The organism is Campylobacter sp. CCS1377, from assembly GCF_040008265.1.
GTDB lineage: Bacteria > Campylobacterota > Campylobacteria > Campylobacterales > Campylobacteraceae > Campylobacter_D.
Genome location: NZ_CP155620.1, coordinates 1640822 through 1662941, shown reverse-complemented (window position 1 = coordinate 1662941; position 22120 = coordinate 1640822). Strand labels below are relative to the sequence as shown.

Below are 22120 nucleotides of genomic sequence, written 5' to 3'. Positions count from 1 at the left end.
ACAAAATGCTTACAAAACGTATAATTGCATGTTTGGATGTAAAAGATGGCAGGGTAGTAAAAGGGACGCAGTTTAAAAACCATAAAGATATGGGAGATATCATAGAGCTTGCAAAGCGTTATTCGCAAAATGGTATCGATGAGCTTGTATTTTATGATATAGCTGCAAGTGCTAGAAAAGAACGCATTTCAAGAAATTGGGTAAGCGAAGTGGCTAAAAATATCAACATTCCTTTTTGTGTCGCAGGAGGCATTAAAAGCGAAGAAGATGCAGCCGAGCTTTTAGCTAATGGAGCGGATAAAATTTCTATCAATTCCCCTGCGTTAAATGATCCAAGCTTAATCACACGCCTTGCAAAAAACTTTGGTGTGCAGTGTGTTGTGGTTGGCATTGATAGCTTTAAAGATGAAAATGGCAATTTAAAGGTATTTAAATACACAGGCGATGAAAAGACAAGCACGCATAGTGGAAAAAGCACGATAGAGTGGGTTAAAGAAGTCCAAAATTTAGGTGCTGGAGAGATCGTGCTAAATATGATGAATCAAGACGGCGTTAAAAATGGCTATGATTTAGAGCAATTAGCCTTAGTAAAGCAAGAATGTAAAGTGCCTTTGATAGCAAGTGGCGGGGCTGGAAATATGGAGCATTTTTTAGAAGCTTTTGAAGTAGGTGTTGATGGAGCTTTAGCCGCTTCTGTTTTTCATCAAAAAATCATTGATATTAAAGAATTAAAACAATACTTAAAAACTAAAGGTATAAGTGTAAGGATATAAAATGCAAAATTATGAAAATTTAAATGAAAAAATCAATTGGCAAAAGGTAGATGGACTTATACCTGCCATAATACAAGATGCAAAAACTTGCGAAGTTTTAATGCTAGGATTTATGGATCAAAAAGCTTTAGAAAAAAGCTTAGAAATCAAAAAAGTCGTGTTTTTTTCACGCACTAAAAATCGCCTTTGGATGAAGGGCGAAGAAAGTGGAAATTTTTTAAATATAGTAGATTTAAGCCTTGATTGTGACAATGATACGCTTTTGATTTTAGCAAATCCCATGGGTCCAACTTGCCACACAGGAGATATTTCTTGTTTTGAAAAGCTTTCTAAAAATGCAGATTTTGTCTTTTTAGCAAGACTTGAGAAGCTTATTAATTCACGCAAAAATGCTGATGAAAGCACTTCTTACACTGCAAAACTTTTTAAAAGTGGCACCAAACGCATCGCACAAAAAGTCGGCGAAGAAGGTGTAGAAACTGCACTAGCGGCGACGATTAAAGATAAAGATGAGCTAATTTGCGAAGCGGCTGATTTAATGTATCATTTAAGCGTTTTGTTGGCGGATGCGGATTTAAGTTTTTCAGATGTGATTGCTAAGCTTAAAGAAAGACATAAAGAATAGTTTGAAAAAGATTATCTTAGGTTTTTTAATCTTTTTTGTTTATCCTGCTTTGATGATGCTTTTAATTTTAATACATAGAAAATACATTTCCGAAGTGCCTATGCTTAGTCCTCATACAAGCGTGGAAATTTTTAAACGCATAAGTATTTATTATTTTTATCTTTTGGTGATTCATACCCCTTTATTTTTAGTTTTGGTGTGGAAAAAAGTTATTTCAAAGATAGAAAGTTTAGATTTTATAAATACTTTTTACTTTGGGATTGCTTTTAGTCTTTGTGTATTTTTCTTGCTTACCTTGCCTTTAGATGGGCATTTAGCCTTAGTGCCTTTGCTATGTGTGTTGTTTAGTTTTGTCTTTGTTTTTAAATTTATTTATTTTTGTTTTAAGCAAATTTCTCATTTTACTTGGAAAAAACTTATTTTTATAATAACTACATTACTAGGTATTTGTGCAGGTTTGGCTTATATCTTTTTTTGCCTTTATTATCAACTTTATATTTTTGATAATTACGATTTTTTAGGTAAATTCTATAATATCCCTGCTCATAAAAGACCTTTGAATTTTATATTTTGAGCAGTATTTTAATTTTTTGTTTGATTTATATTAAATTTAAAAATAAAATAAGATTAAATTATGATAAAGTCTTTATTTAGATTGATTTTCAAAGGTTTAAAATGGAAAATTCACAAGAAATTTTACTTCAAAAGAAGATAAAAGAAAATCGTTTTAAAGCTATAGCGAGTATTGTTTGTGGCTTTTTAGGTATCATTCCTTATATTGGAGCTTTATTTTCTCTTGCGAGTTTGATTTTATTTTTTATTGTGCTTTATGATTTAAAAATCTATGGCGGTGCTAAAAAACTATTCATCAATTTCTTTATTGCGTTAGGAATTTTGATTTTTGGTAGTGTTATTGCTGTATTTATGATTTTAGAACCTCGCATTGGTTATAGTCGGTTTTATTTTAATGGGGATAATATCTTTTTAGGCATTGCTGTTTTTTTAATATTGTATGTCCTAATTATAGCTTTAATTTTTCCTTTTTTTAAGGTCTTTTATTATGAAATCGCTAGAGTAACTAAACAAAAGTATTTTATCAATGTTTTTTGGGCTTATTTTATAGGGATTTGCACTTTGCCTTTATTTAGTTTAGGTGCTATAGGAATATTAATAGGTGATATTTTAAAGCTTGTAGCGTGGATAGAATTTAAAGAATTTGATAAGCAAGAATTTTCAAACGAAGAAGAAAATTTAAACAGACAAGAAATTTTAAATAAAGAAAAATTTGCACTCTCAACACAAAAAGTTATTTTCGATTTTGATTTAAAATGGATTAAAATCACAATGGCTTTATCTTTAATTTTAAGTGCAATTGCTTTTGGAATTATAAATTTTTGCCAAAAATGATATTGTTTCAACCTATGTATTTTGATCCTATGAATTATGAGCCTAACGCTCGTCAAGACTTGTTGCAAAATCTTTTCAGCATCCATCCTTTTTTATTTTATTCGGCGATAATTTTAGCCTTACTTAGTGTGTTTTTATTTTGCAAAAAGTTAAAAACTTATAAAGTATTTATTTATTTTCTTGTGTGGCAGGTTTTGGTTGTTCTTGGATCAAATTCGTATTCTATTTTAAAATTAATAATGAGTGAAAATATTTCTTTTGCGAATGATATTTTTGGGAAAATTATAAGTATAGCTTCCATTATTCTTGCCTTTTTCTTCTTTAGGGCCTTAGTTCAAGTTACGAAAGAAAAACTTTTTTATTTTGTTTTTGTATTTTTTGCTTGTAAGGAGATTACAATATTTGTAAAATGGATTGTTTTTAAGATAACGGGTTTAGAATCGCCAGTATCAATGATAGCAACTTATATTAATACTCCATTGATAATTATTTATTTGATTTTGTTTTTAATTACTTGGCTTAATTTAAAAGGGCAAAAAAGTGCAAAAATTAATCCTTAATAAAACAAATAATCTTGCTTAAGATTTTAATGATTTTATAGCTTATTGAAAAAATTAGAAAAAAGGGGCTTGATTTTTTTTTGATAACATTTTTTCAAATTTTTAAAAGGAGAAAAAATGGCTATTACTTTAGCGGTTTAAAAGGGAAGTTTTATATATGTTTATGATGGAAACAAACAATTGTATGTTAAACCTGCAGGGCAGCTAGTTGGTTTCACAAGCTCAAATGTTAGTATAAAAAATTCGAGTTTTATATACACTTACGATGAAAAAGGAAGTCAAATATCTGTAACTCCTGTTTAAACTTTATACCTTTTTCAAGGCATAAAAATAATATCCACTAAGCTTTCATTTTCTAAAATTTCACATTCTTTTGGTGCTATCATTAATGCAGCTTTATTGTTAAGATTATTTATAATCGCACTGGAGCCTTCTTTTTTGCCTTCTAAATTTGCCAAAATGCGTCCATTTTTAAATTCTACATTACAAGCGACAAATTCCAAATAAGGTGTTTTTTTCTTATAATTTCCTTGTAAAAAAGCCTTACAAACATAGTCTTTTGGCTGAAGTAGCCACGCATTTATTATTTCTCTTGCATAAAGATTAAACATCACCATAGCAGAGTAAGGAAACCCAGGTAGGGCGATGATGAATTTTTCATCTATTTTAGCGATTTTTATATGACGCCCTGGTTTTATATCTGCTTTATCAATGATGAGTTCGTATTCTTTAATAGCTTTTTTCAAAAAGTCAAAATCCCCCATAGAAACGCCACCCGTTGTAACCAAAATATCACAAGCTTTTAAAGCAGTTTTTATAGCCTTTGAAGTATCTTTTTCATCATCTTTTAAGAGAGCAAATATGCGAACATCGCAATTTAAATTTTTAGCTAAATTTGCTATGGCGATGTGATTAGAAGATCTAATTTGTGCAGGATTTTCCAAACTTTCGCCTAAATCTTTTATCTCACTTCCACTGCTTAAAACCCCAATTATAGGCTTTATAAACACGCTAATGTGAAAAAATCCAAGTTCGGCTAGGAGTGCAATTTCACTATAATTTAGCTTCGTGCCTTTTTTAAGTAAAATTTCACCCTTTTTGTAATTTTCGCCAATCTCTCTAACCGCAAAGCCTTTAGGAACTTTTTTTTCTATAAAAAGCGTATTATTTTCCACTCTTACATTTTCCACAGGCACCAAAGTATCGCTTCCTTCACTCATCAAAGAGCCTGTAAAAGTCTTTACACAAGTATTTGCTTCAAGCTTAAATTCGGGCATTTTTCCAGCAGGAGTTATACCCAAAATTTTTAAAGGCAGATCTTGATCTTCAAATTTAATAGCATAGCCATCCATTGCTGAAGTTGGCATACTAGGTTGGTTTTCACTCGCTTTTATATCATTTGCTAATATGCGTCCCAAACACTGCGTTAAAGCCACTTTTTCCACTCTTTCGTAAGGCTTTATGTGAGAATGCAAGATCTCTAAACTTTTTTCATAAGGCATTAGCATTTTTACTCCTTGATACCAATGTAAATTTGGATTTTATTTGCAGTATAAAAGTCAAAATCTGTTTCAAATTTTCTTTGCAAATTTGAATTTTTGAAAAATTTATAAATTTCTTGCCAAAGTTTTGGTGTGATGATTTCAGGTTTTCCAAAGTCTTCAAAAAGCATATATTTTCCTTCTTTTATAAGCACTTTTTCACCCTTTTCTTTTTCTTTCACACCCACGCAGACTTTGTACTCTAAATTTTCTAAGTCTAAAGTGTTTTTATAATCATAATACATGCTATAATTTTCACTTGGTGTGCCAAAAATTTGATGAAATTTCTTCCATAAAGGAATGATTTGTGAAGTTTTAACATCACTTTCAAATTTGGCATTTGTCAAAGTGCTCACACCAAAAATGCTAAATTGTTCTAACTCTTTTATCATTTTAAAAGCCCAGCACCGCAGAGTTTGCTTGATCTTTCTTTAGCGTAAATTCTTTGCTTATTTATCACATCGTATTTCCAAATGGGCGCACTTGCTTTAAAATCTTCCACAAATTCATTGATGAGTTTAAGCCCTAATTTTCTTTGTTTGCTTAAAATCCCTGCTAAATACGAACTTTCGTGAATTTTTACATCGCCAATTGAATGTGCAAAAAGCAAAATCACTCCATCATTTTCAACCCTTTTTTGCCACTCTTTAAACCAATTTTTTAAAAGCGGCTCATAAATATCAAAACTCAAAGCTTCAATGCCATTTTCTTCACGCACTATGCCACAAAAAGTAAGCAAAGCACCACAATTTTTATTTTTTGCAAATTCATACCATTTTGTATAAATTTGTGGGATTTCTAAAGCCCCATTTACAAGTATAAATTCACTCATTTTAGCCCCCACAAACCGGTGGTAAAAGTGCTATTTTATCGCCATCTTTTAAAGGGGTATTTTCATCAAAAATGATTGTTTCGTTTAAAGATACGGCGCAAAGTTCTAGCCATTCTTTTAAGCTTTCATCTTGTTTTAAAATTTCTTTTAATTCTTTTAAATTATTGATATTTAATTCTAGTTTGGGTTTGTTTATAGGACCTAAAAATTCAACACTAACCATAATTTCTCCAAAATTTTAAAAGTTTGAGTATAGCATTAAATTTTTTAGATTTTGTTTTAAAAAAATAGGATAGATGAAAATCTTAAAGAAATAAAAAATTTACATAAAAATAAATTTTAAAAATCAAAACAATTAAAAAACCACAAAAAAACAAAATCACTTCTTTTATGGTAGAGGAATTCTCAAAGAAAAAAGAGTTTTAATAAAATCTTTAAAATCTTTTGTAAAAAAGTAAAGTGATTGAATTTCACTTTACTTGGTTAAAATAAACTTAGCTAAGTAAAACAAAATAGATTCATTTTACTGAGCTTTAAATCCTTAGAATCTATATTTAAACCCAACTTGCCCACTCACATAGGTTTCGTTTTTGCTATCTACTTTGCCTGCTAAGATTTGCTTAGCACCAATACCTGCATTAAGACTGAATTTCTCATTAATATCTACATTACCGCCTACGATGATTTGTCCATAAGTTTTTTTCTTATCATTAGCTTTTACATTGCTAAAGAAAGCATTGCCAATAGATAAATTTGCAACATAATCATCTCCACTATTAATAATAAATTGTTCTATCTTTGGAGTGATGAAAAGATAAGAGCTTTCACTCATATATTTTCTAAACTCAGCACCAAGCTCTAAACTTACAGAATTATTAGTCATAGAATCGATATTAAATCCGCCAAGTGCGTTATTTTCTTTATAATCTGGAGTATAAGAAAGATAATAATTTACACCCGCAAAAGGTTTGATAAATAAAGTATTATCACTAAAATCAAACACACGACCCACATTTGCACTTAAACCAAAGAATTTGCTTGTAAAATCAGAAGTTGCTAAACCTTGTGTGGTAATATTGCTTTGATCGGTCGGAGAAAGTTGTGCGTATGCTCTTAAGCCAAGTTCCCATTTAGGTGCGATATTAATAGTAGAATAAAGCCCTAATTGGAAATTATCACTATCTTGCTCTAAGCCATTATCTTTGATTTTTGAGCTTGCATAAGTAAAATAAGTCCCTAATAATACACTATCATTAATCTGTCTATCCCCGCCTATAGTAGCACCATATATAGCCCCACTATCGCCATCTATAATATTTGCACCACCAAAAGCATTAGCCCAAATACTGTTTTTATAATCATCTAAATAATTTCCAGCCATATCAGTGTTTGCAAATCTAAGTTTAGAAAGTCTTGAAGCATAGTTTCCATAAGGATTATTTAGCATTGCTACTCTTTGTCCTATGGATACATCATTGCTTATGTTCATGGTTGTATTGGTTGCATTTGAAGCAGAGTTTAGATTTGAGATAGCTTTACCTGTGTTGTCTGTGTCTTTTTTGATATTAAGGGCTAGTTTGACGCCGCTAAGACTTTTTAGATCTAGTCCTAAACCTTGATCTGCAAGTCGGTCTGCAATACCTCTAAGATTAAGCACAGCTTGATAATCGGCACTTCCTTCTTTTAGTCCATATAATTTTACTACTTCTTTGTCTAAGTTTGGATTGTTTTCGCCTTTTTGTATTATTTCATCTAATTTTGTTTTTTGTTCTTCAAGCTGAGCTTTTATTTCTTGATCTTCAGGATTGCTAAATTCTCCTATTAGTTTTCCTAGCATAGCTGAGTCAATTTTTAATTGGGTTAGGGTATCTTTTAAAGTATCAGTCGCTTTGCCATCTGCTACCAAGCATTTGCTAGATCCGCAATTTACTTCTTTTAAATTGTAATCCACCAAAGTGTCATCAAGTACTATACTTTGAAAGGTATCTTGACTTTTATCTATATTGATATAATCACTTGCAAATTTGCCATATGAAGCTTCGGCTGTATTTGATGTGCTTATGTCTTTATTAAATCCTTGCGCTTGGATTAAAAGTGTATCTTTATAAAGCAAATCTTTAAAAGATGTGCCATTTACACTAAATTTAGAATTAGTGATATTTACATTTTTAGCAACTTTTATAGAATAATTTTGCGTTGCGTAAGGATTTCCAAATTCAAAAAAGGTATTATTTGCATTTAAATTTCCATTCACGATAAGATCATTGCCATATACAGATACTCTTGAGCCTTTTAACGCATCATTATCTACCAAGCTAGTTCCGCTAAGGCTTAAATCTCCATTGATCACCGAGCCACTTTGATTAACATATAAATTCATATCTTTTAGTATAGTTTCTTTAGCATTTACATAAAGATTTGCAATGCTAGAACTTCCCATACTAACATTTTCGATATTTAAAGTATTTTTATCGCCCAAATTAAAGACATATTTAAATTCATCAGTATCGATATCTTTACCTTCTGGATTTAAAAAACCTTCATCATCAAACCTAGAAATATTTGATTTTATGGTTAAATCATTGCCTTTTAAACTATCTCTATCAATTAAAACTACATCTTGCCCTTTAACTTCAAAATAATCTTGCAGATTTTTTCCACTAGTTCTACCTAGTTCTATTTCAATTGGCGTTGTCGGAGCTTCAGCTAAGGCATTTTTAGAATTCAAATTTATTGCCATTGCATTACTACAAAGCACAGCACCTAAGCTAAAACCTACTAAAACTTTACTTGCCGAAAATGAAATTTTCGTCATAATTTCTCCTTGATTTTTTGTTTAAAAAAGGAAAAATTATAATCCCCCCCCCCCTAAAATTAAACTTAAATTTGTATGAAAACTTATAAAGAGTAAATAAAATTTTTAAAACATTACTTTTTGGTTTTTTATTATGCTTTACTTAGAGCAATAATAAAAGTGTGCGAGTGGGAGATTCTTCGCCTAAAGGCTCAGAATGACGAAGAATACTCACAATGACAATACAAAACAGCCAATTATTTTTCAACAACTTCTAAACTTGCCATCATTCCTAAATCTTCGTGTTCTAAAATATGACAATGATACATTCTAAGTCCTACAAATTCTTGTTTCATTCTTAGTCTTAATTCTTCATTTGGGCGCACATTGATTGTGTCTCTTAAGGCTCTAAATTCTGCTTTTTTAAGCTCGCCTTTAAATTTAGATGAGATGAGTTCAAATTGTGTTCCATGTATATGGAAAGGATGATCCATGTGAGACTTATTGATGATGATCCAATCTTCTGTTTCGTCAAGTTTTGATCTTTCATCCACTCTTTTCATATCAAAAACCTTGCCATTAAGTAAAAACATAGAAGCTAATGCGCTTTTCATTTCACTTTCGCTTTTTTTCATAATGCCATGCATTTTATGATGATCTTCGCTCATAATAATTTCTTTGAAATTTTTTGGCTCTTCTAAAGGTGGAAGTTGTCTTAAAATTTGCGGGATATTTTTAGCGCTATTTTTAATATTAACATCAGCTAAATGTAGAGTATATGGGCTTTCTTTTACCATCATTTTATCTCTATTATAATATGTACTTTCAAGTTTTACTTCGCCTTTTTTATCACTTGTGATTAAAACTTCCACGCGACTTGCAGGGCTTAAGAAAAGTTCTTGCATTTCAACAGGTTTTTCTATAAGTCCGCCATCTGTGCCTACAAGTACAAATTTAGCCCCGCTAAGACGCAAATTTAAATACCTAGCTGCACAGAAGTTATAAATGCGAATTCTTTGATTATCAACTTCGATTTTAGGCTTTAGTTGTCCGTTGATTAAGACAATTTCTCCTTCTCTGCCGTTTAACCAGTCGACTAAGGTATTGCTTGGAATTTGTGCGTTTTCATCAAGTCTTAAATCACTAATTACCCAATCTTGTTCTTTTAAATGTGACAATGCATCTTTTTTAGCTTTGACTATAAACACTCCCGCAAGTCCTTTAAAAACTTGTTTTGAGGTTGTATAGTGAGGATGTGGATGATACCAATAAGTTCCTGCACTTCCCATTGGTAAGGTAAAGCGATAAATTCTTTCTCTTCCAGCAAGTATTGGATCGTGTGGATTGCCATCTTGTTCAGGTGGTACAGGCATACCATGCCAATGGATAGTAGTGGCTTCATTTAGTTTATTTTTAACTAGAATTTCTATAGTATCGCCTTCATATGCCTCGATTTTTGGGCCAGGGATGAGTTTATTATAAGTGTAGCATTTGGTTTTTTTGCCCTTGGCAATTTCTATCTCACTCTCTGCTATTTCTATAGTGGCGCGAAAGAAATTTTTTTCTTTGCTTTCATTTTTAAGAAGTGTTAAAGGAGCTAATTTTTTCCCGCTTGCAATTTCGTTAATATTTAAAAGTTTTAAATCTTTAGGTGCAAAGTCAATAAAAGAAGTATTCATATTATTATGGTTTGAGTGATCCATTGTGCCGTGATTCATTTTAGAATGATCCATAGCATAAGCAAAACTTACACTTGCTAAACCTAAGGTATTAAATTTAAGAAAGGTTCTTCTATCCATTATTTTTCCTTTTTTAGTTAGATTTAAAATTACGGCTGAAATTATATAAGTTAATTTTTACAAATTGGTAAATATTATCAATTATCAATTTATTTAAATGTTAAGAAATTTGGTATCATTTTGCAATAAATTTAAAAGGATGATGATGTTAGATTATTTAGATGGGTTAAAAACTACTCCAGCTTATATTTTAGAAGAAGATAAACTTAGAAAAAATTGTGAGCTTTTAGCAAGTGTGGGAGAAAAAAGTGGTACAAAAGTGCTTTTGGCTTTAAAGGGTTTTGCCTTTTCAAGGGCGATGAAAATCGTGGGAGAATATTTACAAGGTTGTACTTGTAGTGGGCTTTGGGAAGCAAAATTTGCTAAAGAATTTATGGATAAGGAAATTCATACTTATTCTCCTGCTTTTAAAGATGATGAAATGGATGAAATAATAAATTTATCACATCATTTAGTGTTTAATTCTTTAAATCAATTTGAAAAATTTAAAGAAAAAGCAAAAGAAAAATCTTTAGGAATTCGTTGCAATGTAGAGTTTTCTTTGGCACCAAAAGAGCTTTATAATCCTTGTGGAAGATATTCAAGACTTGGAATTCGTGCTAAAGATTTAGAAGATACAAATTTAGAAGGGCTTAGCGGTCTTCATTTTCACGCACTTTGTGAAGAGAGTGCAGATGCTTTAGAGGCAGTTTTAAGAGCATTTGAAAATAGATTTAGTCCATGGATAAGAAAGGTAAAATGGGTAAATTTTGGTGGTGGTCATCATATTACTAAAAAAGGCTATGATGTGCAAAAACTCATTGATATTTGTAAAAAATTTAGTGATAAATATGGTGTGCAAGTTTATCTTGAACCAGGCGAAGCGGTAGGTTGGCAGAGTGGGAATTTAGTCGCTAGTGTGATTGATATAGTAGAAAATGAAAAGCAAATTGTCATTTTAGATACTTCAAGTGAAGCACATATGCCAGATACTATCATCATGCCTTATACAAGTGAAGTAAAAAATGCTAGAATTTTAGCCACGAGAGAAAATGAAAAAATTTCAGATTTAAAAAAAGGCGAATTTGCTTATTGGCTTACTGGAAATACCTGCTTAGCTGGTGATGTGATGGGCGAGTATGCTTTTGATAAAAAATTAAATATAGGTGATAAAGTGGTATTTTTGGATCAAATTCACTATACCATAGTAAAAAATACGACTTTTAATGGAGTGAGATTGCCGAATTTAATGTTCTTAAATTCAAAAAATGAGTTAGAAATGGTGCGCGAATTTTCTTATGAGAATTATTCTAAAAGAAATTAATTATGTATATTTAGCATAATTAATTAAAAAGATACAAGATTTAAAAAATAGCATTTGTATTTTTTAAATCTTTCAAACTCCTAAATTATCAATTTTGATAGTTAAATTCAGTGATTTTTAATTTAAATAGTATTACCATTAAAAGCGATAAAAAATCAAACAAAAAGTAAATATTACGCACTTTTGGCATAATATAATTTTTGTTGTGGTTTTATCAATTTTTTTAAAGTGAAAGTTATGGATATTTCAAAACTAAAAATTGCTAGAAGTCTTTATTATAAGTGTTTAGGGGAACTTTTTACCTTCTCGCTTTCTGGGCAAAGATTAACGCATTTAAATGAGTATTTAAGTGCTATGAAACAGGGGCTTTTTGATGAAAGTTTGGCGTCTTGTTTTGATTTTTTGCTTGAGAATTTAGAAAAAACGCAAAGTCCTAAAGATTTTTATGAAGAATACGACAAGCTTTTTTTGACTTTAAAGAATGCTATCCCCACAACTTTTTCTTATATAGAAGAAGGTTTTGAAAATTCAAAAGCTTTATTAAATGTGAAGCAAATTTTAGCAAAAAGTTCTTTGCGTCGTAATGAGAAGAATTTTAAAGAAAGTGAAGACAGTGTAGGTTTTTGCTTTTTATTAATGAGTGAATTTATAAAGGAAGAAAACAATGATTTAGCTAAAGAGCTTTTTGCAAAGCTTATCAATAAAAACATTGATGAATTTTTAAAACTGATTTTTGAGAATCAAAATGCAAATCTTTACAAACAAGTTGCTTTGATCGCAATGGCATTTATGGAGTTTGAAAGATTTTGTTTTGAACTTGAAAAACCTATGACAATATCTTCTAAAAAAGTTCAAAATGATTTATCGCGTTCTGAATTTTTAAGAAGAGAATCAAACAAACAAAGGAGGGCTCGTGAAAAATCGCAGGGAATTTCTTAAAAAATCTGCTATTGCCTTAGGAGCTACAGGAGTGCTTGGTGGTGCAAGTGTAGTTTTAGCGCAAGATGAAGAAAGAAAAGATCTTGTTAGAGGTAAAAGCAAGAAAAAAGAAGTGCTTTATCAAAGAAGTGCTAATTGGGAAAAATATTATATAAAGGCTGAGTGATGTCAAGTATAAATGAAAATATTAAGCTCAATCGTCGCTCTTTTCTTAAAATGGCAGCGCTTTCAAGTTTAGCTACACCGCTACTTGCAAGAAGCGAAAATTTGAGAGAAGCAAATGCAGATGAATTAAAAGAAGCTTATGAAGGAAGTAAAAAGGTTAAAAGTGTTTGCACCGCGTGTTCTGTGGGCTGTGGAATTATCGCAGAAGTGCAAAATGGTGTTTGGGTGCGTCAAGAAATTGCACAAGATCATCCTGTAAGTTTTGGCGGACATTGCTGTAAGGGCTCTGATATGATTGATATGGTGCGTTCGCATGTGCGTTTAAAATATCCTATGAAAAAAGAAAATGGAGAATGGAAACGCATCAGCTATGAACAAGCCTTAAATGAAATTGGAGAAAAGCTAGCTACCTATCGCAAGGAAAATCCTGAAAGTGTTATGTTTTTAGGATCTGCAAAGCTTAATAACGAGCAAGCTTATTATATAAGAAAATTCGCAGCTTTTTTTGGCACAAACAATGTAGATCATCAAGCAAGAATTTGACACAGCGCAACAGTCGCCGGTGTGGCGAATACATTTGGTTATGGCGCTATGACAAACCATCTTGGAGATATTCAAAGAAGTAAATGCATTATTATCATTGGTGCAAATCCTGCGGTAAATCACCCTGTAGGCTTTAGACATTTCTTAAAAGCAAAAGAAAAAGGGGCTAAGCTTATCGTTGTAGATCCTAGATTTACTAAAAGTGCAGCCAAAGCGGATATTTATGCAAGAATTCGTCCAGGGACAGATATAGCTTTTATGTATGGAATGCTAAAAATCATTTTCGATGAGGGCTTAGAAGATACAAAATACCTTGATGAAAGAGTTTTTGGTATAGATAAAATTCGTGAAGAAGCGGCAAAATGGACTCTTGATGAGGTAGAAAATGTTACTGGAGTTTCTAAAGAACTTCTCATTCAAATCACTCATGAGGTAGCTAAAAATAAACCAGCAACATTAGTTTGGGCTATGGGCTTAACACAGCACACCGTAGGAACTTCAAATACGCGTTTAGCACCTATTGTACAAATGGTTTTAGGAAATATAGGTAAATTTGGTGGCGGAGTAAATATTTTACGCGGACACGATAATGTGCAAGGCGCCTCAGACATGGCGTGTTTGAGCGAGAATTTGCCAGGTTATTATGCTTTAAATGAAGCGACTTGGAGATATTATGCCAAAATTTGGGGCGTGGATTATGAGTGGCTTTTGGGGAATTTTGTTAGTAAAGACTGGATGCATAAAACTGGACTTTCACTTGCTAGATGGTGGGCTGCAGCACTTAATGGCAAAGATGGAAATGATAAGGTTGATAATGCAGGAACACCTTTAAAAGCTTTAATGGTAATGGGAAATGGTATCACTTCAACCGCACAACAAGTAAAGGTTAAAGAAGGTTTGGAAGCTTTAGAACTTTTGGTTTTGATTGATCCTTTTGTCAATGAAGCAGGGATCATTTCTGAAAGAAAAGATGGAATTTATCTTTTACCTGCTGCAACGCAATTTGAAACAAGCGGAAGTGTAACAGCGACAAATCGTAGCGGACAATGGAGATTTAAAATTATAGATCCGCTTTATGAGAGCAAAGAAGATCAAGAAATTTTATTTGAACTTGCTAAAAGATTAGGTTTTTATGAAGATTATACCAAGACTTTGCGCGATGAAAAAGGTGAGATCGTTTGGCCTGAAAATGCAACAAGAGAAATCGCAAGAGCGGTTAGAAGTATAGGACTTAATGGTTGGAGTCCTGAAAGACTCAAAAAGCACACTTTAAATTGGGATAAATTTGACGAAGTGACTTTAGAGGGCAAAGATGAGGTTGCAGGGGAGTATTATGGGCTTCCTTGGCCTTGCTGGAGTGATAAGCACCCAGGAACTCCTGTGCTTTATAATACTGATATCGAGGTAGCAAAAGGCGGTATGGGCTTTAGAAACAACTTTGGACTCGAGTATGAGGGTGAGAGCTTATTGGCAAAAAATGCACCGCTAAATTCGCCTATTAATACCGGTTATCCGCAAATCACAAAGGATAATATAGAAAAAATTCTAGGTATCACTTTAAGTGCAGAAGAAAAAGAAAAAATGGGTGCAACTTGGTCTTATGATGATAGTAATATCATAGCAACTAAATGTATAGAAAAAGGCGTAGTGCCTTATGGAAATGCTAAGGCTAGAGCTGTAGTTTGGACTTTTAAAGATCAAATTCCACTTCACAGAGAGCCACTGCATTCTCCAAGAGCAGATTTAGTGCAAAAATACCCTAGTTTTGAAGATCAAAAAGCACTTTATCGCGTGGATACTAAATTTATTTCTGTGCAACAAGCTAAGGATTATTCTAAAGAATTCCCGCTTAATCTAGTCACCGCAAGACTTGTGAATTTAAATGGTGCAGGTATGGAAAATAGAGCTTCTATGTATTTAACGCGTTTAACGCCTGAAATGTTTTGTGAGATTAATCCCGAGCTTGCACTTGAGCAAGATATTAAAAAGGGCGATATGATTTGGGTGCATTCTCCAGAAGGCACTAAAATTCGTGTGCGTGTGAAAATCAATCCTAGCGTGGCAAAAGATATGATTTTCTTACCTTTCCATTTTACCGGCGTGATGCAAGGGGTGGATTTAACGCATAATTTCCCACAAGGAACTAAGCCTTACGCAAGTGGTGAAAGTGCCAATACCGTGACAAATTATGGCTATGATATTATGTGTCAAATTCCAGAAACCAAAGGCGGATTGTGCCGTATTTCAAAAGATGGAGTGTAAAAGATGAGTAAAGTCAATTTTGCAAATTTGGAAAAAGAACGCTTGAAATTCTTTTGCGATAATGAGCGTTGTATTGATTGTAATGGTTGTGCGGTGGCTTGTGATGAAGCACATGAGCTTCCTATTAATATCCGCAGGCGCCGTGTTATTACTTTAAATGAAGGTGTGCAAGGCAAAGAAGTTTCAACTTCAATTTCTTGTATGCACTGTGATGATGCGCCTTGTGCTATCGTGTGTCCTGTGGATTGTTTTTATATCCGTGCAGATGGTATTGTTTTGCATGATAAAGAAATTTGCATAGGTTGCGGATACTGTCTTTATGCTTGCCCTTTTGGCGCACCGCAATTTCCAAAAGACAGTGTATTTGGCAACAAAGGCATTATGGATAAATGCACCATGTGTGCAGGTGGGCCTGAAAGTACAAATTCTGAAAAAGAAAGAGAGCTTTATGGGCAAAATCGTATTGCTGAAGGAAAAGTACCTGTGTGCGCGGCAATGTGTTCAACTAAAGCACTTTTGGTAGGAGAAAGTTCTAAAATTGAAGAGATTTATCATAATAGACTACAAAGTAGGGGTTATGGCATAGCCAATCCTTCGCAAAGTATAGAGTGGAAAATCGCTTATATAGGAAAGGAACGCTTATGAAAAAAATATTTTTAGTACTTTTAGCAAGTTTTGCGAGTTTGTTTGCCTATGGCGATGAAAGAATGGGGCAAGATACGCAAATTTGGGCTCAGCAACGCATAGAAAATATAGCAACCTATGATACCTTTGGTAAGCTTTGGACAAGTTTGCAAGGAGAATATATCGCAAGCGTTGCTTTGATCTCTATCATAGTGGTTTTATCGGCTTTTGCTCTACATTTTATGGTTATAGGTCCTAAGAAATTTTCTCACGATGGAAATAAAATTTATGCTTTTAATTTATTTGAAAGAATTTTTCATTTTATCGCAGCACTTTCTTGGATCATCTTGGTGCCAACGGGTTTGATTATGATTTTTGGTTCGTATTTTGGTGGAGGTGTTTTTGTAAGGGTTTGTAAAAATTTACATGCTTTTGCGACGATTTTATTTATCATTTCTATTATCCCTATGTTTTTGTGTTGGATAAAAAGAATGTTGCCGGCTAAATATGATATCAAATGGCTTATGATAGTTGGGGGCTATTTAAGCAAAGTAAAACGCCCAGTGCCTGCGGGTAAATTTAATTTTGGTCAAAAATCTTGGTATTATATCGCTGTATTTGGTGGCTTTTTGATGATAATTACGGGTGGATTTATGTATTTTGTTGATTTTGATTCCACTGTGGTTCAAAGCGTTTTTGGATTGAGTCAAATTGATCTTTTAAGACTTAGTGCTATTATTCACAATTTCTTAGGAATACTTTGTGTGGTGTTTTTTTGCGTTCATATTTATATGGCTGTTTTTGCCATTAAAGGAAGTATCCATTCTATGGTTAGTGGCTATAAGGAAGAAGAAGAAGTTTATATCTTGCATAGCAAATGGTATGAAGAATTAAGTAAAAATAAACAAATCAATCCAAGCTTTAGTTATGATGAAAATTCTAAAAATTAACGACACGATAGGGTGTGATAAAATTCAAAATTAATAAATTCAGGTGGCATAGGCACTGATTTTACAAAATCTTGGTAGGTATTTCCTGCCAAGAAAGAAGTTAGCTCAATATCATAACTTACACTGCGATTTTCACCTTTTGTATTTTTAAAATTTTGAGTGTTAAACATTTCTCCGCTTGCATCACCTCTTTTGTCCACTATGGTAAATTTTAAAACACAATTTTTAACGGGATATTTGGAAAAATTATTGAGTCTTCCGCTGATAATTATACTTTCGCTTCTTAAATTTCTTTTGTAATTTATATTTGTAATACTTGTTTTTTTGGTGTATTGATTGATGGTTAAAAAAAGCGAATAGCTTAAAATTCCTATAAAAATCACATTAATACCATAAAAGATGGCTGCTATTTGTTTGTTTTTAATTTTGAGAAAAATCAATATACAAATGAGTATAAAACAAAGCAATAAAATAATTGAGATGATGAAATGAAAACCTGTAAAATACATTTAAAAACACTTTGAAACTAATTTGATGTCTATATTATCATTATTTTGAAAATTTTCAAAACTGATTCTTTGAATTTGTGTTTTTCCTTTTTCTAAATCATTTAAAATTAAACTTTTTATTTTAATAGGAATAAATTGAAGTTTATAACGCGTTAAAATATTATCATTAGGATTACTTTTTTGATAAATTTTTGCCGTAATTTTACAAAATTTGAAATTATATTTTGAGTGATTGCTAATGTCAAAATCGATTGCAAGCATAGCTGAGCTTTGCAAATTTTTAATAGATAAAATTTGAGTGCTTCTATCGCGAATTTTTTTATCTAAAAAATTGTAGCCAAAATATCCTAAAGCTCCTGATAAAATAAAGGCTAAAAAAAATATAAAAAAGGCCAAGAATGGTTTGTGTCTTGCAAACAAGCTAAGAATTAATATAAGTAAAAAGAATATAAGTACAAGGGTAAAAAAGAGATAATCAATTGTATATAAATGATTGATATAAAACATCAAAATTTCTCTGATATTTGTCATTTTTACCCTTTAGAAATTATTGTATAGAGCCTTGTTTTTTGATGTCTTTGGTATCCACCCAAATGTTTGGCACTGCTCCGCCTGGAGTTAAGAAAATTTTAGCATCTTGATTTACTTTTAAAGCCTCATTAAATTTACCTTGGACTTCAATTTGTTTTAAATTCAGTAAAGGAATGTTTAGGCTGTTTGCTATTTCTTTATTTGCATAAGATTGCGCTTGAGCTTCTATTTTAGTAGCATCTGCTTTAGCTTTTGAGTTAATAATAGTAGCATTAGCTTCACCCTCTGCTAAGATTGCTTTTCTTAAAGCTTCTTGTTGGGCACGAACTGCTTCTTGTTGGGCAATTTGTACGAGTTCAATTTGCTCTTTTACTCTAGCCGGTAAGATGATTTCTCTTAATTCTACAGACTGTAAAAATACAGGTTTATTGACAAGAGATGAAACATTTTTTGTAACTTCTTCACGGATTAAATCTGCTATGGCATTACGATTTGCTGGCAAAGTTTCTGCTGTATATTGACCTATAACACTTTGAACGACATTACGCACTGTTGGATCGATAATTTTATCTTCCCAGTTTAAATTCCAATTCGCTATAGTGTTTGAAACTTGTTCTGGATTAAGATTATATTTAATGGTAATATTAACAAGAACAGTTAAACCTTTTTTATCAAGCACAGAAATGGAACTTTTGTTGATAATACCCGCCCCAGTTTGTATGCTACTTGTGCTATCTTGAGAAGTGTAAGTCATTTGCCTTTGTCTGGTATCTACAATGATGATTTTTTGAATGATTGGGACAAAAAAGTGAAGACCAGATTTTAAAGGTTTTGGATCATAACTACCTGTGGTTACCTTGATTCCCATTTCCCCTTCATTGATAATAGCAAAAGGTTTTGCAAGAACTAAAAATAAAACAATGATAATTATTCCATAAATCAAAGGCGAAAATTTCCCAAAACCTTTGAAATTAAATTCAGGCACTTTAAAATTGAAATTTTGACGATTGTTTTGGTTGTTTGAATTTCCATTTTTTTTATTAAAATAATCATTTAAATCAGCTGGCATTTATTTCCTTTTTTAGATATAAGTTAACATTGATGCGTATTTTGCATTGCGTCCATAAACTACATCAAAGAATGCATCTTGGAGTTTTTTTGTAATTTCTCCCCTTGCACCATTGCCTATAATTCTTGTATCAATGTTGTTAATAGGCGTTATTTCAGCAGCAGTCCCAGTAAAAAATGCCTCATCTGCTGTGTAAGCTTCATCTCTTGAAATTCTTTGGCGAAGCACAGCAAGACCAAGATCGTGAGCGATTTTAAGTACAGTATCTTGAGTGATGCTTTTTAGGGAAAAATCGTTTGGCGGAGTGATTAAAACTCCATTTTTTATTATAAAGAAACACTCTCCTGTTCCTTCCGCAATGAAACCTTCTTCATCAAGCATTAAAGCTTCTTCATATCCTGCCTCAATTGCTTCAAATTTAGCGATTTGAGAATTTAGATAGTTTGCGCTTGCTTTGGCTTTTCCCATGCAAGATTTTACGCTATTTCTTGCAAAAGAGGAAATTTTTACCTTAATGCCTTTTTCTAAACCTTCTTCACCAAGATAAGCACCCCATTCCCAAGCAGCAATTCCTACTCTTACTGGAGCTTTTATATGATAAAGTCCCATAATACCATCACCTAAAAAAATCAAAGGACGAATATAAACATTGCCTTTAAAATTATTTGCTTTTAGGAGTTCAATTTGTGCATTTTCAAGTTCTTTTTGAGAAAAAGGACAGTTTAAAAGAGTGATTTTTGCAGACTCTAAAAGTCTTTTAGTGTGATCTTCGAGTCTAAAAATCGCTAAACCTTTATCTGTTTTATAAGCCCTAGTTCCTTCAAAAACAGCATTGCCATAATGCAAAGAATGGGTTAAAAAGTGCAAATTTGCATCTTTAAAATCAACTAATTTACCATCCATCCAAATTTTATCTGCTGAGATCATTTTTTTAACCTTGTAGTTTATATATGCTTAAAAAGCATTAATTTTATCAAAAGTAAATTAATGATAGGCTTTTTATGTTTTTAAATTTAAAAATTCAAAAGAATTAATTTTTGCAAAAATAAAAATAATTGTTTTTATTAAATTTCATTTGAAATAATTATAAAAATTAAAAAGGAGAAAAAATGCCAATAGTAAACATAAAATTAGCGAAACCGGCTTTAAGTAAGGAGCAAAAAGCCGAGTTAATAAGTGATATAACCGAGCTTTTAAGCACAAAATACGGCAAAGCAAAAGAAAGAGTTGTCGTAATGTTAGAAGATATTGAAGGCTATGATATAGGCTTTGGTGGGGAAAGTGTGGAAGCAATAAAAGCAAAGGCAAGCAAATGAATAGTTTGAAAATAGGCGAAAAAGCACCAAATTTTGAGCTTTTAAACCAAGATGGTGTAAAGATAGCCTTGAAAGACTTTTTAGGCAAAAAGGTGATTTTGTATTTTTATCCAAAGGACAATACCCTAGGTTGCACACAAGAAGCGTGTGATTTTAGTGCAAATTATGATAAATTCGGTGATAAAAATGCTGTGATTATCGGTATAAGTCCCGATAGTGTAAATTCACATGAAAAATTCATTACTAAATTTGATTTGAAGCATATTTTGCTAAGTGATAGCGAAAAGGAAGTTGCTAAAATGTATGGAGTTTGGGGACTTAAGAAAAATTATGGCAAAGAATATGAAGGCATTATCCGCTCTACTTTTATCATCGATGAAGCTGGAAAAATCAGCGAAATTTATAGCAATGTTCGCGTAAAAGATCATGCTTTAAAAGTGCTTGAAAGTCTTTAATGCTAGTGCATATTTGTTGCAGTGTGGATAGTCATTATTTCATAGAAGAGTTAAGAAAAGAATACCCTAAAGAAAAAATTGTAGGGTATTTTTACGATCCAAATATCCACCCTTTAAGCGAATATGAGCTTAGATTTTTAGATGTGAAAAGGTCGTGTGATAAGCTTGGAATTAAACTTTATAAGGGCAAATACGAGTATGAAAAATGGCTAAAAGCCGTAAAGGGCTATGAAGATGAGCCTGAAAAAGGTGCAAGATGTGAAATTTGCTTTGATTTAAGAATGGGCTCTAGTGTGGAATTCGCAGCAAAACTTGGAGAAAAAAAGCTTACAACCACGCTTTTAACAAGTCCTAAAAAAGATTTAGAGCAGTTAAAAAATGCTTTACAAAAAGAATGCGAACCTTATGGAGTGGAATTTTTAGCTCCTGATTTTCGCAAAAATGGTGGCACGCAAAGGCAATTTGCTTTGGCAAAAAAAGAAATGCTTTATCATCAAAATTATTGCGGTTGCATTTATGGGCTTAAGAAGCAAAAGCAAGATAAAAGCTTTATTGATGAATTAATGTCACCTATGAATGGGCAAATAATGCCCGCAAGCATAGAAGCAAGGATTAAGCTTTATAAAAAAGTGAATTTGCTTGAAAAAAAGGGTGTTAAATTTGAAATTATAAGGCAAAAATTTTTAAATTACCGACTTTTAAGTGCTTTAATAAAGCTTGATAAAAAGGCTACAAAAAGCCATATTTTGTTTTATTCTCATTTTAAAAATCATTACACAAGATTTTCTTTAGATGAAAACAATCTAAGCCAAAATTTAAAAAATGGAATTTATAAAAGCACAAAAGATGAGATGATTTTTATAGAATTTAGTCGTTTTAATGCTTATTTTAAAAGCAAATGGCAAAGCTTTGAAGACTTTTTAAAACACCCTTTAAGCGTAGAAGCAGAGATTAAATTTCGCACGAAATTTTGCGGAGCTTATGATCTTTCGCCCATTATTGTGCTTGAGAAAATTCTACCCGTAAGATATGAAATTATAGCAAAAAGTGAAATTTATTACGATACAAAAGAAATCATTGAAAAATTGTCTTAAATTTTTAAATAAAATTGATTTTGTTAATA

Annotated in this window: 24 protein-coding genes; 14 read left to right on the top strand and 10 right to left on the bottom strand. The window is 31.9% G+C overall.

Features of this window, described 5'->3' with window-relative positions; genetic code table 11:
* Positions 1-5: 5 nt before the first annotated feature.
* The 5 genes from hisF (at position 6) to AAH949_RS08340 (ending at position 3365) form a co-directional block, all read left to right on the top strand.
* Positions 6-773, top strand: coding sequence for an imidazole glycerol phosphate synthase subunit HisF (gene hisF, locus AAH949_RS08360; protein WP_348518492.1), 768 nt, complete (start codon positions 6-8; stop codon positions 771-773).
* A gap of 1 nt (position 774) precedes the next feature.
* Entirely contained in the window at positions 775-1398 is a 624-nt protein-coding gene (gene hisIE / locus AAH949_RS08355) for a bifunctional phosphoribosyl-AMP cyclohydrolase/phosphoribosyl-ATP diphosphatase HisIE (RefSeq protein WP_348518491.1), read from the top strand.
* 1 nt (position 1399) lies between these two features.
* Positions 1400-1972 carry a hypothetical protein gene (locus AAH949_RS08350; protein ID WP_348518490.1) on the top strand — a complete coding sequence of 191 codons (573 nt, stop codon included), beginning with the start codon at positions 1400-1402 and terminating at the stop codon, positions 1970-1972.
* A gap of 101 nt (positions 1973-2073) precedes the next feature.
* On the top strand, positions 2074-2805 hold the full coding sequence (locus tag AAH949_RS08345) for a hypothetical protein (protein WP_348518489.1): 732 nt from the start codon (positions 2074-2076) through the stop codon (positions 2803-2805).
* Complete coding sequence (locus AAH949_RS08340) at positions 2793-3365, top strand: hypothetical protein (protein ID WP_348518488.1); 573 nt, start codon at positions 2793-2795, stop codon at positions 3363-3365. The genes AAH949_RS08345 and AAH949_RS08340 overlap by 13 nt, the downstream gene beginning before the upstream one ends.
* A 317-nt stretch (positions 3366-3682) precedes the next feature.
* Here the strand turns inward: AAH949_RS08340 and AAH949_RS08335 are convergent, their stop codons facing one another.
* The 6 genes from AAH949_RS08335 to AAH949_RS08310 all read right to left on the bottom strand — a co-directional run bounded on the left by AAH949_RS08335 (position 3683) and on the right by AAH949_RS08310 (position 10331).
* Positions 3683-4873, bottom strand: a complete 1191-nt coding sequence (locus AAH949_RS08335) for a molybdopterin molybdotransferase MoeA (protein ID WP_348518487.1) — start codon at positions 4871-4873, stop codon at positions 3683-3685.
* 2 nt (positions 4874-4875) lie between these two features.
* Positions 4876-5298, bottom strand: coding sequence for a GyrI-like domain-containing protein (locus AAH949_RS08330; RefSeq protein ID WP_348518486.1), 423 nt, complete (start codon positions 5296-5298; stop codon positions 4876-4878).
* Entirely contained in the window at positions 5295-5738 is a 444-nt protein-coding gene (locus tag AAH949_RS08325; RefSeq protein WP_348518485.1) for a molybdenum cofactor biosynthesis protein MoaE, read from the bottom strand. Before AAH949_RS08325 ends, AAH949_RS08330 begins: the two co-directional genes overlap by 4 nt.
* Before the next feature lies 1 nt (position 5739).
* Positions 5740-5961 (bottom strand): MoaD/ThiS family protein, encoded by a 222-nt coding sequence (locus tag AAH949_RS08320; protein ID WP_087725400.1) that lies wholly within the window; start codon positions 5959-5961, stop codon positions 5740-5742.
* Positions 5962-6279: 318 nt separating this feature from the next.
* A complete protein-coding gene (locus AAH949_RS08315; protein ID WP_348519154.1) occupies positions 6280-8478 on the bottom strand; it encodes an autotransporter outer membrane beta-barrel domain-containing protein in 2199 nt (732 codons plus the stop codon).
* Between the two features lie 311 nt (positions 8479-8789).
* A complete protein-coding gene (locus tag AAH949_RS08310) occupies positions 8790-10331 on the bottom strand; it encodes a multicopper oxidase family protein (protein WP_348518484.1) in 1542 nt (513 codons plus the stop codon).
* A 145-nt stretch (positions 10332-10476) separates the two neighbouring features.
* On the opposite strand from AAH949_RS08310, the gene nspC reads away from it, so the two are divergent.
* The 6 genes from nspC to AAH949_RS08280 all read left to right on the top strand — a co-directional run bounded on the left by nspC (position 10477) and on the right by AAH949_RS08280 (position 17117).
* Positions 10477-11634 (top strand): carboxynorspermidine decarboxylase, encoded by a 1158-nt coding sequence (gene nspC / locus AAH949_RS08305; protein WP_348518483.1) that lies wholly within the window; start codon positions 10477-10479, stop codon positions 11632-11634.
* A 237-nt stretch (positions 11635-11871) separates the two neighbouring features.
* Positions 11872-12573, top strand: a complete 702-nt coding sequence (locus tag AAH949_RS08300) for a molecular chaperone TorD family protein (RefSeq protein WP_348518482.1) — start codon at positions 11872-11874, stop codon at positions 12571-12573.
* The gene (locus tag AAH949_RS08295) at positions 12548-12739 is read left to right on the top strand and encodes a twin-arginine translocation signal domain-containing protein (protein WP_134237795.1); all 192 of its coding nucleotides are present in this window, start codon (positions 12548-12550) and stop codon (positions 12737-12739) included. The genes AAH949_RS08300 and AAH949_RS08295 overlap by 26 nt, the downstream gene beginning before the upstream one ends.
* Positions 12739-15543, top strand: coding sequence for a formate dehydrogenase subunit alpha (locus AAH949_RS08290; protein ID WP_348518481.1), 2805 nt, complete (start codon positions 12739-12741; stop codon positions 15541-15543). The genes AAH949_RS08295 and AAH949_RS08290 overlap by 1 nt, the downstream gene beginning before the upstream one ends.
* Before the next feature lie 3 nt (positions 15544-15546).
* A complete protein-coding gene (gene fdh3B / locus AAH949_RS08285; protein WP_087724969.1) occupies positions 15547-16188 on the top strand; it encodes a formate dehydrogenase FDH3 subunit beta in 642 nt (213 codons plus the stop codon).
* The gene (locus AAH949_RS08280) at positions 16185-17117 is read left to right on the top strand and encodes a formate dehydrogenase subunit gamma (RefSeq protein ID WP_134237797.1); all 933 of its coding nucleotides are present in this window, start codon (positions 16185-16187) and stop codon (positions 17115-17117) included. The genes fdh3B and AAH949_RS08280 overlap by 4 nt, the downstream gene beginning before the upstream one ends.
* Here the strand turns inward: AAH949_RS08280 and AAH949_RS08275 are convergent.
* Genes AAH949_RS08275 through ilvE form a run of 4 tightly spaced genes read right to left on the bottom strand, consistent with a single transcriptional unit; the run spans position 17114 to position 20153 of the window.
* Positions 17114-17626 (bottom strand): DUF2393 family protein, encoded by a 513-nt coding sequence (locus AAH949_RS08275; protein ID WP_348518480.1) that lies wholly within the window; start codon positions 17624-17626, stop codon positions 17114-17116. The genes AAH949_RS08280 and AAH949_RS08275 overlap by 4 nt on opposite strands.
* Complete coding sequence (locus tag AAH949_RS08270) at positions 17627-18157, bottom strand: DUF2393 family protein (protein WP_134237799.1); 531 nt, start codon at positions 18155-18157, stop codon at positions 17627-17629. It abuts the gene before it with no gap.
* Between the two features lie 16 nt (positions 18158-18173).
* A complete protein-coding gene (locus AAH949_RS08265; RefSeq protein ID WP_134237800.1) occupies positions 18174-19226 on the bottom strand; it encodes a prohibitin family protein in 1053 nt (350 codons plus the stop codon).
* Between the two features lie 12 nt (positions 19227-19238).
* On the bottom strand, positions 19239-20153 hold the full coding sequence (gene ilvE, locus AAH949_RS08260) for a branched-chain-amino-acid transaminase (RefSeq protein WP_348518479.1): 915 nt from the start codon (positions 20151-20153) through the stop codon (positions 19239-19241).
* Between the two features lie 182 nt (positions 20154-20335).
* Here ilvE and AAH949_RS08255 point away from each other — a divergent pair, with 182 nt between their 5' ends.
* Genes AAH949_RS08255 through AAH949_RS08245 form a run of 3 tightly spaced genes read left to right on the top strand, consistent with a single transcriptional unit; the run spans position 20336 to position 22091 of the window.
* Complete coding sequence (locus AAH949_RS08255; RefSeq protein ID WP_134237802.1) at positions 20336-20542, top strand: 4-oxalocrotonate tautomerase family protein; 207 nt, start codon at positions 20336-20338, stop codon at positions 20540-20542.
* A complete protein-coding gene (gene bcp / locus AAH949_RS08250) occupies positions 20539-20997 on the top strand; it encodes a thioredoxin-dependent thiol peroxidase (protein WP_134237803.1) in 459 nt (152 codons plus the stop codon). The genes AAH949_RS08255 and bcp overlap by 4 nt, the downstream gene beginning before the upstream one ends.
* On the top strand, positions 20997-22091 hold the full coding sequence (locus tag AAH949_RS08245; RefSeq protein ID WP_348518478.1) for an epoxyqueuosine reductase QueH: 1095 nt from the start codon (positions 20997-20999) through the stop codon (positions 22089-22091). The genes bcp and AAH949_RS08245 overlap by 1 nt, the downstream gene beginning before the upstream one ends.
* Positions 22092-22120: the final 29 nt, after the last annotated feature.